Origin of the sequence: Brevibacillus sp. HB1.4B, assembly GCF_013284285.1 — a bacterium.
Taxonomy (GTDB): domain Bacteria; phylum Bacillota; class Bacilli; order Brevibacillales; family Brevibacillaceae; genus Brevibacillus; species Brevibacillus porteri.
Map to the genome: position 1 here is coordinate 257,404 of NZ_JABSUT010000010.1, position 18,070 is coordinate 275,473.

An 18,070-nucleotide genomic window follows, 5' to 3' on the forward strand; every position below is an offset into this window, starting at 1 on the left:
CGCTGCCCGATGATTCCTGTTCGTTTCTATAACTAATCAAAATATTCACTTTTCACATTGTATTTCCCTTTAGATTCTCCTCCTTTCCTAGCAAAAAAGGTTGCCGAAGTGATTTCGACAACCCATAGATACGCGTATCGTTTTAATATTCGAACTCCAGTATTTTACACTTTTCCTTAGGCTCAAATCCTAGCTTTGTCCCCAGACGTACCGATTCCTCGTTGGTTTCCAGAGTGGTCCAGTGCGGTGTCAGTCCATGTTCCATGCAATGCTCTAGGTACGCCGCGCAAGCAAGCGTAGCAAAGCCTTTGTTCATGTCGACTTCCTCGTACGTTTCCACGCTAATTTCATGGTCACGCTCATGGACACAGCAAGACAGGCAAGCACTCACAATCGTATTTCCTTTACATACGCAGAATCCTACACCCCACTGCAAAAAATCATCCACCGAATGATAGAATTCTTCTACAACCTCTATCAAGATGTTGTCAGGGTCGTTTTCAATGACACCCGCGTCAATTTTTTTCAAACTGTATCCTTCAGGAAGAGGACGGTAGCTGATCTTTCGCGCTTGGAATTGCTCGGGATTGAACTGGTAGTAATACTCCCAATCCGTTTCTATCTCTCGATGCGAGATCGCTTTGGTCACTGCCTCCTCCCACGCTTCATCAGGCACAACTGCCAGAAAATGAGTGCCCCCGCACGATTCAGTCGTATATCTGCGCAATTCTCCCTCAATAAAGGTACCCAGATCCACTGTGAACGCTTCATTGGCAGCATCCCCTACGAAGATACTGATCACGCCGGTTTGATCGACCAATGCTGTCCGGGGCTGCTCCACATCATCTACGTAAATCGCTCCTCGATTTGTCCCATTGATAATCGCATGGATGGTCAAATCGTTTACGTTATCAGGTGATAGCAACGTCTTGATTTTTGCATAATCCTTTGGTTCCAATCGACGAATCATCGCAATTTCTGCCCTTTCTCTCTCTTTTGGTCATCTGTGTACTTATGCGGCTAATAGCGGAGCGAAGTCATCCAGACTCAGCTTCCGCACGAAAGTCGGGTCATCGTCCACGTTCCTTTCCTGGGAGGATTCTAGCTCTTCTGCAAGCAGCACACGAGCCCGGTGCAGCCGGGATTTCACTGTGCCTTCTGGGACACCTACTCGCAAGGCGACTTGCTTGATCGGCAAATCCTCGTAATAGTGAAGCCAAACAACGATGCGCAGCTCATGCTCCAGCTTCCATACTGCCTCTGTTAGTTCAATAGCTTCGTAGGAAGCCTGTATCGATTTTTCCTCTATTTGTAGCGGAGACAGCTCTACGGTTGGACTTCGTTTCTTTTTTCGCTGCCATTGTCTGCATTCGTTTATGAGAATTTGGATCATCCATGTTTTAAAATAAGCCGGCTCTCGCAGCGTTCGGATGGCTCTGAATGCTTTCATCACCGTATCCTGCACCACATCGGCACAATCCTCATCCCGCCCGACATAGGTTCGTGCCACACCATACAATATTTGGTTCCTACTAGTATAGATGATAGAGGCGGTCATATGGTTCATGAGATTTTATTTTTTCTGCTTCGCAAATAGAAAAAGACCATCCCTTTAGCTTTTTCAGCTTGAGATGGTCTTGTCATGCTCGTTACATCAATAAATTACAGGTTACCTCTGCGCTCCTGTTCGCGCTCCAGCGCCTCGAACAGTGCCTTGAAGTTGCCATTCCCGAAGCCGCGTGCTCCTTTGCGCTGGATAATCTCGATGAACAACGTCGGACGGTCTACAATCGGCTTGCTGAACAGCTGCAAGAGATAACCTTCGTCGTCTCTATCGACCAAGACACCCAGCTTTCTCAGCGCCTCGATATCTTCATCAATTTCCCCAACACGCTCTTTCAAATCTTCGTAGTACGCATCTGGCACCATGAGGAAATCCACACCGTTATCACGCAGTTTCGATACAGTGTCGATGATATCGTTGGTCAGGATGGCAATATGCTGAACGCCTGGCCCTTTGTAGAACTCCAAAAACTCCTGAATCTGCGACTTGCGGCGTCCTTCTGCTGGCTCATTGATCGGGAACTTGATGCGTCCCGTTCCACTTTGCATCACTTTGGACATGAGCGCAGAATACTCCGTCGAGATGTCGTCCTCACTGAAATTTTGTACGGCTGTAAAGCCCATGACCTTTTGGTAATATTCCACCCACTCATCCATGACCTCAACATTACCAACGATGTGGTCGATGCCGATGATACCTGTACCCTCACCTTTGACTTGTGATTGGTAAGCTTTAAAGCCTGGGAAGAATGGTCCGTTGTAATTTTTCCGTTCGATAAAGGAGTGAATGTTTTCGCCGTACGTACCGATAATCGCTTTTTTGACCGTCCCGAATTCATCGGTATACTCAGTCGGTTCCATGATCGGAATGGCTCCGCGAGAAACGGCCTCCCGGTAAGCCTGCTCACAATCCTCTACACGCAGGGCAACGTCTTTGACTCCGTCCCCATGCTTTTTCACAAATTCCGCGATCGGGCTGTCAGGCGTAAGCGCACCACTGATCACGAACGTCATATGCTTCTGCTTCAAGACGTAGGAAACCTTTTCCCGAGAACCTGTCTCCAAGCCTGCATAGGCTACTGCTTCAAATCCAAACGCATTTGTGAAATAGTGCATCGCTTGCTTGGCGTTCCCTGTATAAAACTCCAGGTAGTCCCAGTCCTGAATCGGGAAAAAATCGGTATTGCTCATTGCCTACCCCTCCGCTTTCTTTTTCAATTATTGACATTATTTTGTTAATTGGGATTATTTTGTCGTTATCTTGAGAGTACATTGGAAGCGCTTCCTCGTGCAAGAGCACGGAACAACGCGAAAACGCTCAAACGCTTTCATTTATTAAAGTACGCATGCGAGTAACAACTGGATACCAAAAAGCCACCGATCAAGTTGACCGATGGCTTTCGCTGCGTTTTCCTATTACCTATGTTTGAAAACAAATTGTTTCAGTTCCGCTAGAGGGGCCGCTCCTACGACTTTGTCGATCAATTCCCCGTTTTTGAGCAAGATGGTCGTTGGCAAACTCATTATGCCATACTGATTGGCGATCTCCGTTTGTTCATCGACATTGACCTTTAGGACTCTCACTTCGCTGCTATGCTCCCCATCAAACGATTCGAGTATCGGCCCAAAAAAGCGGCATGGCCCGCACCAAGGTGCCCAAAAATTGACGAGCGTATAGCCTTCGCTTTTTACATCATGTTGAAAGGTAGTGTCTGTCGTGTGGCAAATGCTCATTTGTACTTTCCTCCCCTTTTTATGTTGAACAGTTTTTCGAAGTGACCATTACAGACCTGTAATATCCTCAATAGAGACAAAAAAATAACTCGCTGTACTTGGATCATTTCAAACAACTCATTCGTAGACTTATTGTATCTATAATATCCTTTAAAGATTTTTTGTGTCAAGTTGCACCTTCCTAAAATGGGCATCGAAAGTGCAGATGATAGCACGAATCACTCTTCCCCTTGCTCATGCTTCCGATTCACTTTATGATGGATGTATTAAGTCCATGATTGAGGTGTCTTATGAAGTATTCACAGGCAACAGACTATGCCCTCCATGCGATGCTCTATCTGGTGGCAGAAACGCCTGATAAACCCGTTAGTGTCCAGCTTTTGGCAGAGAAGCTAGGCGTTTCACAAACGTACCTATCCAAAATGCTGACGAAACTGGTTAAGGCTGGGTTGATCCACTCGGTCTCTGGCGCAAATGGCGGATACAAGCTCAAACGCAACCAGGATGATATATCGTTTCTGGATGTTATCCAAGCCATTGAAGGGACAACCTCCTTGTTTGAATGCAGCTTCCATCATGATAGTGCCTGTCTGATTCAACAGGTTGTGGCAGACGCTGAGCAGCAAATGATGCAGACGCTGAAGAGTAAAAAAATTGCTGACTTGGTCGCACATATCCCCAAACAACCTCATGAGCCTTTGACGTAAAACAACTTCCCTGAAAAGCTCCGGCCGCCTCGACCGGAGTTTTTCTTCATAATGGTATCGTTCATTCAATGAGAAAGGCGTGAACAATGATGAGCCAATGGACGGAACAAGCCGCCAAGCAATGGGATCAATTTGCAGAAGACTGGCGAAAACGAAGTGAGCACATGTGGGAAAAAGGCAGCCGCAGCACCATCCTCCCCTTTTTTATGAAGCATGTACCTGTCGGATCGGGACCTGTTCTCGATGCAGGCTGTGGTGACGGCTATGCCAGTTGCAAGCTTGCAGAGCATGGCTATCAGGTGGAGGGCATCGACATTGCCGGGGAAATGATTCGTCTCGCTCATGACCGGGTCATTTCCTTCCCAGGCTCTGTTCATTTTCAGACAGGAGACATCAGTGAGCTTCCTTTTGCCAATGATTCATTCGCCGGTGTGCTCTCGATTAACGTAGTGGAATTCACCCCGTCTCCGCTCCAGACACTCAAGGAGCTTCACCGCGTGCTCGCTCCTGGAGGAATTCTCGTCTTGGGTATCCTCGGTCCTACAGCTGGCCCACGAGCTCATAGCTATCGCAGACTCTATGAAGAGGCAACCATCCAAAATACGATGATGCCCTGGGAAGCCAAGCAGTTGGCGAGCGAAAATGGCTTCACACTGTTGGGTGAAGAACCGGTATACAAAGATGGAATTACGCCAGATATCGCAGGTCGCTTAAGCGTAGAGCTGCGGGAGGCTGTCAGCTTTTTGACCTTGTTTGCTTTGCGGAAATAAAAAAAGAGCCGCATACGCGACTCCTACTTGATCATTTTAGTGATGCTCCCATTAGTGCTTATATTCAATGACATCTTCGACTGTGCCTGTTCCTTTCTCCAAATTGACGTCGGTAAAGTGCACCTTATATTTCGCCGACGGATTTCCATTTGGATACCAGTATACGTCAATGAATTGCAATACATCGTCCACTGTCACACCCGTAGCGGAAATTTTATAAGCACTTTCCGATGGGGTAAAATTCTTCGCTTTCATAGCCTCTTTTGCTTTTTCGATAAAAGGGGCTGCTTTTTCTTGCGGAAGAGGTCCCATAACGACACCAAGCTCATTGATCACTTTTGCATTTTGCACTGTCGCTGTCCCTTTCTCGACATCGACATCGATAAAGTTGACAACATAGCCTTTCGATTGCTCTTTATCTCTCCATAGAACCATTAAGGTTTTGTCTTTCTTGCTCCCGAAATGCATCACTTCATATCCATTTTTTGGCAGCTCAATCTTCTCTGCTTTCAAAGCCTCTTTTGCTTTTGTAATAAACGGAGCAGCCTGTTGATCTGTCAATTTCCAGGAATCCTTTTTTTGTTGCTTGGCCTCCTTTTCATCCTCCTCTTCCAAAGCAATGAGCTCATCGTAATTGTCTACATAGACATCATCGATATTCCCCGTCCCTTTCTCCAAATCGACATCTGCAAATCGCACGGAGTAATACTTTCCTCCCTTTTGCCCCGCCTCAGGACGCCAGGTAATTTGAACACTTTCCAGCACATCGTCATAAGTACGGCTGCTGCTTGACATCTTGTACCCGCTCGCTGGCAGAGCTATATTTTTTGCTTTCAAAGCCTCTTTTGCTTGTTCAATAAACGGAGCAGCATGTTTTTCTGTCAGCTCCTCTTCGAAGGAACCTGGACGATTAATGACATTTACCGTTTTGAGAGTCGCTGTTCCTTTCTCTACATCGATACCCTCAAATTCGGCGACATACGCCTTGTCCTTCACGTTGGTTTCAGATCGCCATAAGACAGTCAAGGTATTGCTCTTTTTGCTACCATAATTCCGAGCCTTGTAACCACTTTCTGGGAGAGAAATGTTTTTCGCTTGAAATGCTTCCTTTGCTTTTGCAAGAAACGGAGCCGCCTGTTGATCTGTCAGTTTCAAGAGATCGAATTCCTCATCTGTTGCCTCGGCTGCAACGTTATCTTTCGTATCGTTGAGTGCGGCGCTGGCAGCTACAGGGGAGAACATGGCTGTCACTGTCAATGCGCTCATAACAGAGAGATTTAACCATGCAGCCGTTTTTTTCGTTTTGGACTTTTTCATCGTACTACCTCCAAGGTTTTTACTTTGGATCGAGTGTTTCTACTCGTCATCCATAGAATAGCTGCTGATTGTCATGGTTTAATCGGGAGGTTGTCAAGGTTTTGTCAAAACAAAAGAGCCGCTATACGCGACTCCCCATGTTCTTCGTCCACATGCTAGGAGGAGCTTGTTACGAAGGATCTTTTCTCCTAACTTCAAGGTGCATTAATTCACCTATTCCTTTGTCCAAATCAACGTCATCAAAAGAAGCAATATAAACCCTATCCTTTATAGAAGCATGATCAGTCCCTTCAGCAACGCCGTCGGGATACCAGCGTATATCCACCTCTGGTGGTCGTTTCGGTTGATCATCGTAGTACGAAATCGTGCTGCTAATCCAATAGCCACTTTCAGGAAGTTTTACCTGCTTCGCTTGAAAAGCGTCTTTTGCCATCTGGATATAAGGGGCTACCTGTGATGGTGTCAGTTTTACACGCCTGATAATCGGCTCTGGTGCTTTTTCTTGCACGATTCTCGTTTCTTCTTCGTCTGTTTCTACGTTCTCAACTGTACCTGTTCCTTTTTTTAAATCAACATCTGAAAATTGCACGTAATAAAGCTTGTCATGAACAGCTTGATAAACATTATTGCTTCTCGTATATATTGGGTACCAGTAAAGATCGACAAGCGCTATCGTCTCTTTCTCCGTAATGGGCTTTATGAGCAAGCATCCTGCCAGATCGTAGCCACTTTGCGGAATTTTGATATTCTTGTCTTTCCAAACTTTTTTTGCTTGGTCAATATATGGGGCGAACATCGTATTTGGTTTGAACGATGCGATGTCCCTGCGTATACAAATCTCGATCTCTTTAATTGTACCTGTCCCTTTTTTAAAATCCACATCAGTCAAATTGACAAAATAGCTTTCCTGAAGTCCTTTGAAAGGTCGTTCGGCTCCTGCCTTTACTTTTGGATGCCACCATATCTCAGCGGTCGTTGTTTCCTCGCTTATGTCACCGAAAATATCAAGCTCGTAATTATTATCAGGTAGGTCGATATGATTGGCGATAAATGCATCAGTTGCCAACTTGACGAAGGGCTCTCGCTGTTCTTTACTAAAGTCATTAAGACTTAAACTCACTGAACTTTCTTTGGGTTTCGGATTATCGTTTTTCTTCTTTTCCTGCTGCTCTTCATCCTCTTTCGGTTGAAAAGCGCTTGACGCTGTTGTTTCCGTTTGGATAACATCTTTGTTTTTATTGATTTCAGCCAAGCCAAATGTCGTCGGGGAGTAGCTCAAAGCGAGGGCTAACACGCTCAACACTCCAATACTTAGCCATAATCCCATCTTTATTTTTGTTTGTGTCAGTTTTTCCACAATTCTATCTCCTTACACTCTCTGCTTCTTATTCTACGTTTTCGCCATACCAATTAGATTCACCGTAATTCCAAACTACCCCAAGTTCAACCATTTTCCCTACGCCTTTGTCCACATCAGCGTTGTAAAACAATGCGTAGTAAACCTTTTCCTTGATCTTAGTCTCTTGGCCAAAAACAACGCCATTGGGATACCAGGATATTTCAACATCATTTCTACCTTTCGTCACAGTGCTGCTGATCCAATAACCAGTTTCAGGGGGGGCCATGCCTTGCGCTACGAACGCTTCTCTTGCTATCCGAATAAAGGGAGCCGCCTGTTCCTTTGTCAACGGATCAAAGAAGTTTTTATTCTTCTCATCATTTTGCTTCAGAGTGGTTTCTTCGTTTTCCACGTTTGCTGGTGGAGAAGCTTCCGTTATGATGACATCCTTTTTGCTGTCCAGAACAGCCGGGCCGAAAGCAGCCGGAGAAAAGAAGGCCGCCACACCTAGTATGCCGATAACAACAAGACTAAGCATGAAGCCATGGGACTTTATCTTTATTTTCTTGAAATTTCGCAATAGATGCCTCCACCGTTACGTCGAAGTTTGTACTGGAACCTTTGTGTAAACCGATGTTCCCCCGTTTAATCGGCTTTTCATATAAATACTTCCATGGTGTGCCGTGGCAATCGCTTTGCACAGAGACAGCCCTAAACCGTGTCCGTTCTTTTTTCGATCCCTCGAACTATCCAGCATAAAAAATGGTTGAAATACATTCGCCAAATGCTCTTCCGGCACCCCACAACCTTGGTCTTCCACGCAAAAAACAACAAAAGAGTCTTCTGCATAAACAGCAAGTCTTATGACTGTATCGTTTTCAGACGCTTTGGAGGCATTTTCCACCAAATTGCTTAACAACACCAAATAAAGCTCCGGATCGACAGTTACGGTAGAGACAGAATACGCTACTTCCAGCGTTTGCCCCCTTCTGTCCAACGTAAACTGGGAAATGATTTTCAACTGCTGTATGAGGGAAGAAACATCGACTTGCCGCTTGTTGGGTGGCTCCCCATTTCCAAGGCGAAAAAGCTCCAACAGCTTTTTGGACATACCGTCAAGCCGCTTGCTTTCCGCTTGAATGAAACGCAGAGCCTGCTCGACGTCTTTTTCTTCCAGGTGATAATTCTGAAGCAAACTAGCATAGCCCATGATGGATGTAAGCGGCGTTTTGAATTCATGGGCCAGACTTACGATAAACGCCTCTCTTTCCGTTACACCCCTCTGCAGAAGCTCCATGTTGGATTGGATCGCCTCCGCCATATAATTGAAGTCAACCGCGAGCTGGCCAATCTCATCGGCATGCTGAACCGTTATGCGATGCTGATAGCTTCCTTTTGCAATCCCTTGAGCCTGTTGGCTTAACATGCCGAGTGGACGCAAGGCTTGTCTGATCAGGACAAACAAGCCAACCGCAAAGACCGTCAAACCAACCAATACCCAAGAAGAGATCTGTAAGGAGAGTGACTTCTGGTCATCGATCAGACTCGTTATGTCATGGGCGTAATCCAATCGAAGCAGTTGGTCATCCATTTCCATCCAGCTGGAAACAAACAGTACGGTGCGCGCATCTATGTTTCGAATCACATAGCTTCTTCTCCCATCTTTGGGTGGGACAAGACTCATTACCTTCTCTTCTTCATTCGATATACTGCTAAAATGCTTTTCACCAGATTCACCCGTTATGGCAAGATGGCTTCTCTGATCAGTAAAATACTGACCATAATTTTGAAAAGATTTCGTTAAAATGTCTTTCAGCAACGTCGGATAGTAATCATCAATCGTACTTTCATACATTTTCAGTGAGTTCCCGATCATGCTATGGTTCTCAAGAGAACTGCTGATTTCCCTTTGAAGATTGTACTCAATGGAAACCTCGATGATCCGGTAGGAAACAAAGACGATGACCACTGTCACCAATCCAAACACCATGAGATAGATTCGCATCCACAGAGGCGTTTTCTTCATCCTCTCACGCATCTTACAACTCCATTCGATAACCAATTTTGTGCACAGTATGAATATGATCGGACAAACCTAGTTTTGTTCGCAGATTCAAGACATGTGTATCAATTGTTCGGGTGCTGCCATAAAAGTCATAACCCCAGACCTGATTCAGTAAACTTTCACGAGAAAAAGCAATATTCGGATTATGCACCAAAAACTCAAGCAACTCATATTCCTTCGGGGTTAACGTGACGAGCTGATTATTTTTGTACACTTTGCGGCTATGGTAATCCACTGTCACATCGCCTACGGTCAATGTTTCCAATACAACCTGATGACTTCTTCTCAGAGCGACTTCCACTCGTGCCAACAACTCCAGCAAATCAAAAGGTTTTGTAATATAATCCTCAGCACCAAGACGCAAACCTTGTACTTTGTCCATAACACTTGTCTTGGCTGTAACAAAAATGACCGGGATATTCTTTTTCTTAAAGGATTCCAACAGTGTGAACCCGTCAACTCCAGGCAGCATGATGTCAAGGAGCGCCAAGTGATACTCCTTTTCTTCGAGTTCGTTCAACGCCGTGTTACCGTCGGATGAAACTTTACAGACATAGCCCGAGGCGCCTAATGTCATTTTGATTAGCTCGGATATGGATGGATCATCTTCAGCGATTAGGATAGAATATGCCATTTCCTTACACCTCCACCATCATTACACATTCCCGATGTTTTCTTGTCAACAAAATGTAAAAATACAGCTCCACACGTAAACAAAAAGACCCGTACGATCACTACTTTATAAAGTGATCGTACGGGTCACATTCAATATAGACTACCGCCTTTTTTACTTAACGGTACTGAATATTATTCAGTTGCATCCACATCAATTTACTATCAATCAACATCGCAAGCGTCATCTCATCCATTCCATGCAGTTGACGGTACAGACGTTGGGTTTCGACCAAGTCATTGTAGGTCAAGAACGGATAGTCTGGTCTGCCGAATGTCCCGTCCGGAAAATAAGCGTAATGCAAATCGCCATTCCCGAGAATCCACTGCGATCCGAGGTTTACGACACCGTAGAGCATGATGTCTGCTAAGTCTCTGTCCGTCTGGTCCCCGAATTGCAGGTAGCTTTTGTAGAGAAAATTGATTTCGGCCAACTGATGATTCAAAGAAACATGTGTCTGAATCATTGGATTCGTTGCTGTTGCGTAGTCAGAAACCAGCCACCCTTGCTGTACACCAGCGACGACAAAACGGTTCGTGGCTGCGTGATTGTGAAAGTAAGAAGCATATTTTTTCGCCGATTGGCAAAAGTCTGTTTCTTGGTACTGATCACAGCCCCGCAGCATCAGATCAGCCGCTCCTGTGTTGAATCTCGTATCGTAAAAGCCCTCTGGTATCCCGTAATCACCGCTTAACCACAAGGAGCGCGGCTGTGTCTTCCAGTATCCCTGAGGCTCCTGCTGCTTCAGGCTCGCTTTCAACATTACATAGCCCATATCCCGGGCAGCCTTGCTTCCACCTGTATATAAAAAGGAGCGAAGGACATAATTTTCAGGAATTCGCCAAAAGGAGGACTCCGAAGTCGGCTCGTACGTGGAAGGGCTTTGATAGTAATACCCATCGTACAGCCATTTTGCCTTTTCCGTAACGTCCAAGTTAAGCCAGACGCTGTCAATCGATTGTTCTCCCCAAGGAACGAGTGGATCTCTCGAATCGAGCGCCCACATTTCGCTGATAAAGCCAGCTTTCATCGGCAGCTTGATCACAAGCTCGACACCAGAAGACGTCTGTTTTACTTCAACTGGTAGCGCCAAAGCCGGCTTTTCTTCAATCGTGGCTCTGCCTTTATCCACGTAGGTAATGGGTTTGCCTAACCAAATATACCTGCCCTCTGTCTCTACAAAACCAGAGGCAAGCGGAAGAGTCTGGACTTGATCAAGCGTGACGACCTTCCAATACGGTTTCTTCGACTCATCATAGGCTCGATAGCGGAACATCATGTTCTGACTGTTACCCTGAATCGGAATGGTGAAAACGTAAGGCATCATATTGCGCTGGCCTGTCATTTTATGGGCCCAATACGTGACACCATCTGGGAATCGAAATTCTTGTTTTTGGTGAATCGCGCCATTCAGGTGGTTAACATTCTCCGATTCTGTTGGTTTTTTCCATTCGTTTGCAGAAATATGGCTCGGAAAGAAACTACTTACGGCGATGGCCGTCATCAAAAGGAGCATTCTGCTGATTTTTCTGACCATGTCATCCCCCTATTTTATTAAAGGAGAACCGAAAGTCCTACTTTAAAATGAATATTTCGTAGCGATTATTATTTTTATAATAATCTGATAAATTAATCATAGGTGTCTTATTTTATTTCTCAGGAGGGAATTTATGGACAAGAAAGTACGCTACGTTGTTTCTACAGCACTCGTAATATCTCTGTTCACCAGCCCCTCAATCATCCATGCCACCCAAGCTGAACCACAACCCCACATTCCTTATTACGGAATAGGGCCAACCTATGTACAGCCTGCACAGATTGAGAGCTTGTTCCCCAAGCCAACTATCCAGTTTGGGACACCCGGCTTCCAAGAAGGAAAAGAAGCTTTTACATCCCAGGAAGAAATGATGGCTTACATAAGCAAGTTAGCTACAGGCAACAAGGAAATCAAGCTACTATCCATCGGTACATCATTGGAAGGTCGCGACATCCCCCTGCTGCTATTCAGCAAAGACCACAACAAGCTCAAACAAAACAAGGAGAAACCACTCATCTGGCTACAGGCACAAATCCACGGAAATGAACCCGCCTCTGGTGAATCTGCTCTCGTGATCGCCAAATGGCTGGCAGAAGGAAAGCTTGGCCCCGACCTCCTGGATCAAGTAAACGTCGCGATTGTTCCTCGCATCAACCCGGACGGCTCCTACCAGTTTAAACGCTACATCGCGACAGAGCTGGATGCCAACCGTGACTACATGAAGGTAGAATATCCAGAGGTGCAATCGGTTCACCAGGCGATCAATACCTATCAACCTGATGTGGTGCTTGACGCCCATGAATACGGCGTCTCTTCCAGCCAGCTTCGCGATGTAGGGGAAAAAGGCGCGATCTCTTCCTACGACGTTCTGATCTCTTCCGCGAAAAACTTGAATATCCCCGCCAACCTTCGTAAAATGTCAGACAACCTGCTCTTGGCTGACGTTCAAAAAGCACTCGACAAGGAGCAACTTTCTCATCACGCATACTATACGCTGGCAAAAGGCAAGGACGGAAAAGTGACCGCAACAGAAGGCAGCACAGAAACGAGAATCGGCCGCAATGCCTTGGGCTTGAAAAACACGTTGACGTTTTTGGTGGAAACACGCGGCATCGGCATTGGACGCGCCGATTTTGAGCGCCGTGTATACAGTCAGGCCGTGACTCACGCTGCTGTCATCCAATCAACAGCGGCCAACGCCAAAGCAATCAAGTCCTCCGTGACGCAGGCACGCGCAGAAATCACGGAAAAAGGCAAAAAAGCAAACGACAACGACAAACTCGTCATCCTGAGTGAGAATAAGCGAGTACCGGGTCAATCTCTCGAAGTGGTCGATCTAGCCACGGCAAAAAAAGTGTCTACCCCCATCGACTGGGTAAGCTCCACGGATGCCTATCCCGTACTCGAACGCGAGCGCCCCACTGCTTATCTTATGCCTCCTGGCTACCATGACGTTGCAGCCAAGCTGGAACTGCTCGGTGTTTCGGTAAGCAAGCTATCAAAAGAAACGACCATAGCGGTAGAAAGCTACACCATTTTGGAAAACAAGGTGAATCCGATATACGAGAATGGGCATTTCACCAACCAAGTGACTGCAAATGTAACAGAAACAACGAAAACCTTTCCTGCGGGTAGCTACGTGTTCAGCATGGCCCAGCCAAACGCCAACTTCATTGCTTTGGCCTTGGAACCGGAATCAGTAGACAGCTACGTCACGTTTAACTTCTTTCCCGTTGAAAAGGGCGATGAAGTCCCGGTATATCGCTATATGCTGGAGCAATCGCTACCCACCACACCAAAAAACTAAAGGAAAAAATCCCCTCTCTAAAGTTAGACTCCTGAGAGGGGATTTTTGTTACATGTATGGGCTTACTTTATTTCAAACACTTCTTGGGCAAGCCCTGCCAGCTTTTGCGTATTGTCGCTCACTTCGACCATTGTCGCAGAAAACGGAAGTGAAACAAAGTGAACAAATACCAAAAAGTCCGCATCGCTTGGATACGGACTCCTGATTCTTTTTCCTTATGATCACAATACCTTTTTGACATCCTTTACGCTCGACGCGAGCATTTGCTCTACTGCGTTGGCGTCCCTCACGTGCTTGGTCAAGCCTTCATTCAGCTCGTCCAGCAAGCCCTTCGCATCACTTACCTGTTGGGACACATCGTCAGCAAATCGCTTTTGGTGCGCGATGATTTCCATCACACCTGACACTTCGCCGTTCAGTACCTGGAAAGCGTTCACGATCTGATCCGTCTTCTCCGCAGCATCCTTGCTGATAGAAAGCCCATTTTTGATCGCACTGCTGCTTTTTTCACTGTTGGACAACGCTTCTTTTGTTTCTTCCTGAATCTTGCCGATCAATTCTGCAATCGTCTTGGTCGAGTTCGCGGTCATCTCGGCCAGCTTCCGTACTTCATCCGCTACTACAGCAAAGCCTCGGCCCTGTTCACCCGCACGGGCCGCTTCTATCGCAGCATTCAAAGCGAGAAGGTTGGTCTGATTGGCAATGTCGCTGATCACCTTGACGATGCTCGTAATTTCCGAAGAGCGCTCTTCCAAGCGGCTCATGGATTTGGACGTATGGACCGATTCTTTGTCGAGCAGGCTCATGACTTCTACAACGTCGGTCATGGCCTTCTTGCCTTCATCTGCACGCGCTACCGATTGTTTACAGATGTCTGTCAGGCGCTCTCCTCGAACCGATAACTGACTCGCAGATTCATCATCCCGCTCGTTAATACCCTGGATATTATCTACGACACGCTTCATCCTCGTTACCAATCGCACCATTTGATCGGATTCGGCGTTCATCGCTTGGTTCGAAGTGAGGATCGCACCCATCTGTTCGTAAATACCGCGAAGCTCATGTTTCCAAGCGTCTTGTTGTCCTGCCATTGTGGTTGTGGGAGTTGCCACTGTCGTCGCTGCTGTCTCTTTTACTGCTAGGCCTTTGTCTTTTTTCCAAAACATCCGCTTCCCTCTCCTTTGTACCCATCAATTGTCACCTCGGCGGCTATATACGCGGGACTCGATTATTCCCGGATGTTGTTTCGCCAAGCTCAGCAAGTTTTCCAAGAAATAATAGTGACCCTCCAAGAGCTCCACGTCTTTACGCTCAAAATGCTTCGCCTGCAAATACTGCTGCATTTCCAAAGCATAGCGCTCCAGTTTATCGTGAAAATCGTTGGCACGAAGCATTTGCTCCACTTCTGGATATTCTGTTTTCAGGCGACTCAGCTCACTGTATACACGTCCACCCTCCAGAATCATCTGGTAGGCCGTACGCTCGAGCGTAGCTGTCGTAGCTGCCTCCTGTTCCTCACGCTCCTCGCGCAAAGCTGCCAAGTACGTGATAAAATGGTAGACAGTTAAAAACAATGGTCCTAAAAATAGAATGATCCCTGCTTTGTACACATGCTGATTGGACAAATTGCTGATGAGCAGGAACAAGTGAAACAAGATCGCACCCAACCATACATAGATGATGATTTGGTGATTGATCTTCCCTGCCTTTTGGTGGCGTGAAAAGGCAAAGGTAAGTCCGAGCAGATAAAAGGCAAGTAACGTAAAGCTGGCAGAAAACAAAGCCATCTCCATATCGATCAGCCAATCTGCGTCGGCGGGTATTTCGATAAAGAATTCAAAAGCGAGCACCAGCAGTGAGAACAGCAACCCCATGATCCAAAACCGGCTTACTTCCGAGTCATTTCTCCGCCGGGAGCGGTAGCGTTTTGCACGGGATCCTTCCATAATGCTCTCACCTCATTCTCTATGATTCGCCATGATTCTATCTTTTCCTTTCACATGGGGCCAAAATCTGACACGGAGGCTGTTATGACAAAAAATTTACCAACACCATTTACCGAGCGCATGCAAACCTTGCTCGGACACGATTATGAGGCATTTGTTTCCTCGTATGATCAGCCTGTGGCACACGGCTTGCGGGTCAATCCGTTGAAGGTGGGTCGTGACGATTTTTTGAAAATCTCGCCGTTTGCTCTGGAAGCAGTCCCTTGGTGCGAAAACGGTTTTCGCTACAAAGAGCCAGATCGTCCCGGCAAGCATCCTTTTCACTCCGCTGGCATGTACTATTTGCAGGAGCCCAGCGCGATGTCCGCTGCCGAAGCACTCGGTGCACAACCTGGTGAGCGCATCCTCGACCTGTGTGCAGCGCCAGGAGGGAAATCGACGCAGCTTGCAGCGTTTTTGCGTGGACAAGGAATGCTTGTGGCAAACGAAATCCATCCTGTTCGTGCAAAAGCCTTGTCAGAAAATCTGGAGCGCTGCGGCGTGACCAATGCCGTCGTGACCAACGAAACGCCTGAACGCTTACAGGAGCGATTCCCCCAGTTTTTTGACCGAATTTTAGTAGACGCTCCATGCTCTGGCGAAGGAATGTTCCGCAAGCTACCCGAAGCAATCGAAGACTGGAGCCCTGCAAAAGTAACCGAGTGCCACCTCATGCAAGGCGATATTCTTGAAGCGGCCGCTGCAATGCTGAAGCCAGGCGGGACGTTGGTCTACTCCACCTGCACATTCGCTCCGTTGGAAAATGAGCAGTCACTCGTTAACTTCCTGGGACGTCATCCGGAATTTGAGATCGTCTCGCTGCCACATGTAGATTGCTTTTCTGCTGGCCAACCAGAGTGGGCCTCGCCGCAGAACGAGCAGCTCACTCAGACAGCCAGATTGTGGCCGCATCGTCTACAGGGAGAAGGTCATTACCTCGCCAAGCTGCAAAAGAGTGATACCACTGAAGTTCATGAACCTGCCGGGAAGCGTAAAGAAAAGCGTGCGGCAAAATCGGCTCCGGCAGGTCGTAAAGAAGCCATGGCAGCTTGGCGTACGTTCGCGGATGAAGCACTCCCGGCGCTCTCCAAACCATTCGATGATGAATCAGCTTTTCTTTTGTTCGGCGAACAGCTCTACTACTCACCTGCTCCCGAGCTCGACTGGGACAAGCTCAAGGTCGCGCGCGTCGGTCTACACCTAGGAACTGTAAAAAAGAACAGATTTGAACCTGCACACGCCTTGGCACTCTCCCTCTCTCCTGCGGAGGCAGTCCGTGTCGCTCCGTATGGCGCAGACGATCCTGAGATGTTGCGGTACTTAAAAGGAGAAGCGCTCACGCGTGATGGTGAAAGCGGCTGGACGCTGGTTACTGTAGATGGATTCCCCATCGGTTGGGGCAAACAATCTGAAGGGCAACTCAAAAATCATTATCCAAAGGGTCTACGCTGGTTGTAAATTTGCATCAAAAATAAAAAAGCGCACAAGTCTACACGAAATGCATTCGTGACTGCTTGTGGGCTTTTCTCTTTTTCTTATGATCGCCCTCTGCGGGGCGGATTGTCTACTACCGTCAACGAGCCATTTCTTATATAACGCAATATTTTTGAAACAGATATCCCTGTTGCATTGGCTATTTGCATCGCATTTGAATTCGGATAACTTCTCACGTAATTGCGAATCATCTGGTAGTCTTGTATTTCGTTTTCTCCGCAAACCTGGCAAGTGTACTCTCCCCGGCCCATCGGACTGCCGCATTTCAAGCACGTATCCGTCGTCATCACTGGTTCTCCTCACACCCTGTACTATGGTACTTTCACAAGAAAGGGTTCTATCTTCCTATCTATTACCCAAATCACATGGGAGGAAAACACTATTTTCGATCGCGATTCCTGTATTCTATTTAAAATTCGATGCAGTCATTCCGAACTCCTTTAAAAAGGCCAGTATGGAGGCATCAGACAGCTTTTTGCGTAAAGGACAATCGCAAACCCAATGAGAAAGACACCACTGAGTCCATGAAAAACGTTGAGCCAACCTGGGCGAAAAAATCGTGCCAAATACGCGGCCAACAAAGCTACCAGCCCCAAGAACAATAAAGTCGATAACAGACAGCCTGTAGCAAACAAGAACAACTCTGTTGAATGAACAAAAGTGCCAGATGCCAATAGTGAGCCAAAAACTCCCGCCCAAAACAGAATGGTCAGTGGATTCGCGAGCGTCAGAAGCACGCCGTGCCAAAAGCTGTTTCGACCCGATGGAGCATGCTGGACTGGAGCTTGTTCATGTACGCCTCTGCCTTTTATGGCACGCAAGGTTTGAATCCCAAACCAAGTCAAAATCAGAGCTCCCATAATCAAAACCATCTGTTTGACCCAATGGATTTGTAACAGCAGCGACAGTCCCCCGACCGCCCCCACCATATAAACCGCATCTACGAGTGCAACCCCCAGTACCATCATGAGTGCATCCCGAAATCGCCGAGTCATCGAGCGATGCAATACTCCCAGACAAACCGGACCAACGGATAGCTGGAGCATCATCCCGAATAATAGACCGTTCCAGATCGCCAT

General features: G+C 46.8%; 18 protein-coding genes. 4 read left to right on the forward strand and 14 right to left on the reverse strand.

All coding sequences use genetic code 11. The features are described 5' to 3' along the window. Nucleotides 1–142: 142 nt before the first annotated feature. The 4 genes from HP398_RS23375 to trxA all read right to left on the reverse strand — a co-directional run bounded on the left by HP398_RS23375 (nucleotide 143) and on the right by trxA (nucleotide 3,297). A complete protein-coding gene (locus HP398_RS23375) occupies nucleotides 143–970 on the reverse strand; it encodes a GNAT family N-acetyltransferase (RefSeq protein WP_173623776.1) in 828 nt (275 codons plus the stop codon). Between the two features lie 42 nt (nucleotides 971–1,012). After that, nucleotides 1,013–1,567: a sigma-70 family RNA polymerase sigma factor gene (locus HP398_RS23380; protein ID WP_371736778.1), complete on the reverse strand. Its 555-nt coding sequence runs from the start codon at nucleotides 1,565–1,567 to the stop codon at nucleotides 1,013–1,015. 95 nt (nucleotides 1,568–1,662) lie between these two features. Further along, on the reverse strand, nucleotides 1,663–2,754 hold the full coding sequence (gene hppD / locus HP398_RS23385) for a 4-hydroxyphenylpyruvate dioxygenase (RefSeq protein ID WP_017250633.1): 1,092 nt from the start codon (nucleotides 2,752–2,754) through the stop codon (nucleotides 1,663–1,665). Nucleotides 2,755–2,979: 225 nt separating this feature from the next. Continuing rightward, nucleotides 2,980–3,297: a thioredoxin gene (gene trxA, locus HP398_RS23390; RefSeq protein ID WP_017250634.1), complete on the reverse strand. Its 318-nt coding sequence runs from the start codon at nucleotides 3,295–3,297 to the stop codon at nucleotides 2,980–2,982. A 290-nt stretch (nucleotides 3,298–3,587) separates the two neighbouring features. On the opposite strand from trxA, the gene HP398_RS23395 reads away from it, so the two are divergent. Both HP398_RS23395 and HP398_RS23400 read left to right on the forward strand, forming a co-directional pair. Further along, complete coding sequence (locus tag HP398_RS23395; RefSeq protein ID WP_017250636.1) at nucleotides 3,588–4,004, forward strand: RrF2 family transcriptional regulator; 417 nt, start codon at nucleotides 3,588–3,590, stop codon at nucleotides 4,002–4,004. Nucleotides 4,005–4,093: 89 nt separating this feature from the next. Next, entirely contained in the window at nucleotides 4,094–4,774 is a 681-nt protein-coding gene (locus HP398_RS23400) for a class I SAM-dependent methyltransferase (RefSeq protein WP_173623777.1), read from the forward strand. 51 nt (nucleotides 4,775–4,825) lie between these two features. On the opposite strand, the gene HP398_RS23405 is transcribed toward HP398_RS23400, so the two are convergent. The 6 genes from HP398_RS23405 to HP398_RS23430 form a co-directional block, all read right to left on the reverse strand. Next, nucleotides 4,826–6,091 (reverse strand): hypothetical protein, encoded by a 1,266-nt coding sequence (locus HP398_RS23405; protein ID WP_173623778.1) that lies wholly within the window; start codon nucleotides 6,089–6,091, stop codon nucleotides 4,826–4,828. Nucleotides 6,092–6,260: 169 nt separating this feature from the next. Next, nucleotides 6,261–7,448, reverse strand: a complete 1,188-nt coding sequence (locus tag HP398_RS23410) for a hypothetical protein (protein WP_017250639.1) — start codon at nucleotides 7,446–7,448, stop codon at nucleotides 6,261–6,263. A gap of 28 nt (nucleotides 7,449–7,476) precedes the next feature. Then, nucleotides 7,477–7,968, reverse strand: a complete 492-nt coding sequence (locus HP398_RS23415; RefSeq protein WP_254476311.1) for a hypothetical protein — start codon at nucleotides 7,966–7,968, stop codon at nucleotides 7,477–7,479. 57 nt (nucleotides 7,969–8,025) lie between these two features. Then, nucleotides 8,026–9,468: a sensor histidine kinase gene (locus HP398_RS23420; protein WP_173623780.1), complete on the reverse strand. Its 1,443-nt coding sequence runs from the start codon at nucleotides 9,466–9,468 to the stop codon at nucleotides 8,026–8,028. Nucleotide 9,469: 1 nt separating this feature from the next. Then, complete coding sequence (locus tag HP398_RS23425; protein WP_017250642.1) at nucleotides 9,470–10,129, reverse strand: response regulator transcription factor; 660 nt, start codon at nucleotides 10,127–10,129, stop codon at nucleotides 9,470–9,472. A gap of 157 nt (nucleotides 10,130–10,286) precedes the next feature. Continuing rightward, a complete protein-coding gene (locus HP398_RS23430; RefSeq protein ID WP_017250643.1) occupies nucleotides 10,287–11,705 on the reverse strand; it encodes a hypothetical protein in 1,419 nt (472 codons plus the stop codon). Between the two features lie 133 nt (nucleotides 11,706–11,838). Between HP398_RS23430 and HP398_RS23435 the strand changes: the two genes are divergently transcribed. Further along, nucleotides 11,839–13,512 carry a M14 family metallopeptidase gene (locus tag HP398_RS23435; protein WP_173623781.1) on the forward strand — a complete coding sequence of 558 codons (1,674 nt, stop codon included), beginning with the start codon at nucleotides 11,839–11,841 and terminating at the stop codon, nucleotides 13,510–13,512. 221 nt (nucleotides 13,513–13,733) lie between these two features. Here HP398_RS23435 and HP398_RS31005 read toward each other — a convergent pair whose 3' ends face one another. Together HP398_RS31005 and HP398_RS23445 are read right to left on the reverse strand one after the other, a co-directional pair. Then, nucleotides 13,734–14,678 (reverse strand): methyl-accepting chemotaxis protein, encoded by a 945-nt coding sequence (locus HP398_RS31005; protein WP_173623782.1) that lies wholly within the window; start codon nucleotides 14,676–14,678, stop codon nucleotides 13,734–13,736. Between the two features lie 24 nt (nucleotides 14,679–14,702). Beyond that, the gene (locus tag HP398_RS23445; protein ID WP_017250646.1) at nucleotides 14,703–15,458 is read right to left on the reverse strand and encodes a hypothetical protein; all 756 of its coding nucleotides are present in this window, start codon (nucleotides 15,456–15,458) and stop codon (nucleotides 14,703–14,705) included. An 84-nt stretch (nucleotides 15,459–15,542) separates the two neighbouring features. Between HP398_RS23445 and HP398_RS23450 the strand changes: the two genes are divergently transcribed. Continuing rightward, on the forward strand, nucleotides 15,543–16,955 hold the full coding sequence (locus HP398_RS23450; protein WP_173623783.1) for an RsmB/NOP family class I SAM-dependent RNA methyltransferase: 1,413 nt from the start codon (nucleotides 15,543–15,545) through the stop codon (nucleotides 16,953–16,955). A gap of 77 nt (nucleotides 16,956–17,032) precedes the next feature. Here the strand turns inward: HP398_RS23450 and HP398_RS23455 are convergent, their stop codons facing one another. Both HP398_RS23455 and HP398_RS23460 read right to left on the reverse strand, forming a co-directional pair. Beyond that, entirely contained in the window at nucleotides 17,033–17,278 is a 246-nt protein-coding gene (locus HP398_RS23455) for a hypothetical protein (RefSeq protein WP_017250648.1), read from the reverse strand. A 153-nt stretch (nucleotides 17,279–17,431) separates the two neighbouring features. Then, nucleotides 17,432–18,070 carry a LysE family translocator gene (locus tag HP398_RS23460; protein WP_017250649.1) on the reverse strand — a complete coding sequence of 213 codons (639 nt, stop codon included), beginning with the start codon at nucleotides 18,068–18,070 and terminating at the stop codon, nucleotides 17,432–17,434.